This is a genomic window from Curtobacterium sp. MCBA15_007 (assembly GCF_001864905.1).
GTDB classification, from domain to species: Bacteria; Actinomycetota; Actinomycetes; order Actinomycetales; family Microbacteriaceae; genus Curtobacterium; species Curtobacterium poinsettiae.
The window spans coordinates 1-1441 of record NZ_MJGM01000043.1 but is presented as its reverse complement, the minus strand read 5'-3'; the positions used below and the strand labels follow the sequence as shown (position 1 = coordinate 1441).

1 protein-coding gene is annotated in these 1441 nt (G+C 68.8%); it reads right to left on the bottom strand.

The genetic code is table 11. From position 1 onward, the window contains the following. Positions 1-1355, bottom strand: a 1355-nt coding sequence (locus BIU95_RS13405; protein WP_217639444.1) for a hypothetical protein, incomplete at its 3' end; no start/stop codon positions are given. Between the last annotated feature and the right edge of the window lie 86 nt (positions 1356-1441).

Below are 1441 nucleotides of genomic sequence, written 5' to 3'. Positions count from 1 at the left end.
GTGTTGTACTCGATGGTGAGTGTGGCGTTGTAGGCGAAGTGTTTGCGGCTGAGGCTGCCTTCGGTGGGGGAGCGGAGGCCGATCTGGAGGGTGTTGCCGGCGGTGGCGGCGGCGCCGCGGGTGACGTCCCAGCCGACGGCTTTGCCGGGCATGGCGCAGCCGGCGACGCTGGGGATCTCGGCGTCGGAGATGTGGTCGCGCCATTGGCCTTGGTTGGCTTGGTCGTCGTTCCAGTTCTGTCCGGGTGTGACGTTGCCGTAGCGCCAGGCCTGGACGGTGGCTTCGCCGCAGCTGTAGTTCGCGATGGCGTTGAAGTGCGCTTCGGTGATGTGTTTGCCGTCGAGGGGGCCGAGGTTGAACTGCCAGAACGCGCGTGACATGAACGTCTTGCCGTTCTCGACGGCGTAGCCGACGCTCTGGTAGCCGTTCGCTGCCTGGCCGTTGAGGTAGGACTGGGTGGGGTAGGCGATGTCGTCGAACCAGAGTGCGTTCTGACCGGAGGACCAGTCGGGGTCGACGAACACGGGGAACGTCGGTGCGGTGTCGGTTGCGTCGGTGACGTCGAGCGTGACTGCGGTGGTGGTCGTGGTGTGCTCGAGGGGGGTGGCGCTGCCGGCGCCGCCGGGGCCGTCGGCATCGCCGCCGTCGGAGGAGTCCCACCAGGTCGGCTTCGACGACTGCAGGGTGGACCCATCGGTCGCGGTCGCTGTTGATGCTGTCGACGAGGTCGAGACGGTGGCGCCGTGCATCTGCAGCTCGACCTGTTGCAGGTCCGGGTTCGTGGCGGCTTCTGGCGTGTTGACGACGAGCACTTCCGCCATGCCTGACGGTGTTGCGGTGAGGCGCAGGTCGACCTCGGGCAGGACGTCTGCGTAGGTGGCTGTGGCGCCGTCGATGGTCGGCGAGGGCAGGGCGCCGCCTGCGGGCCAGGACTCGCTGACCCAGGCGCCGGTGTCGGTCTGGACCTGTGCGAGGGTGTCGGTGCCGCCGCGGGAGAACCGGACGTGGGTGTCGGTGGCCTTCGGTGCGATCCAGGACTGGTCGACGGGAACGAGGTCGGTCTCGACGGGGATCCACTGCCCGGCCTGCTGGGTGCGGACCGGGATGGTGTCCTGTGTCACGGTGAACGAGCCGTCCGGGTTCGCCGTGAGCAGGCTCGTCGGGGTGGTTTCGTCCGAGACGGTCACGCCGTGGTCGTGGGCCTGCGCGATCTCGGAGGCGTCCGCCGAGGTCGCGGAGGACTGGCTGTCCGCGACGGTCGGTGTGGTGGTGGCGGACCCATCGGCGAACGCGGGTGCGCCCGTCGTCGCGAGCAGACCGAGCACCAACGCTGATGTGGCCACTGTCGCGACCACGGTTCTGCCGTGCGGCATTGAACCCCCTGTGAACATCCCGAGCGCGAACTGCGCGAGCACACCGTAGCGAGACCCCGAACCCGGCG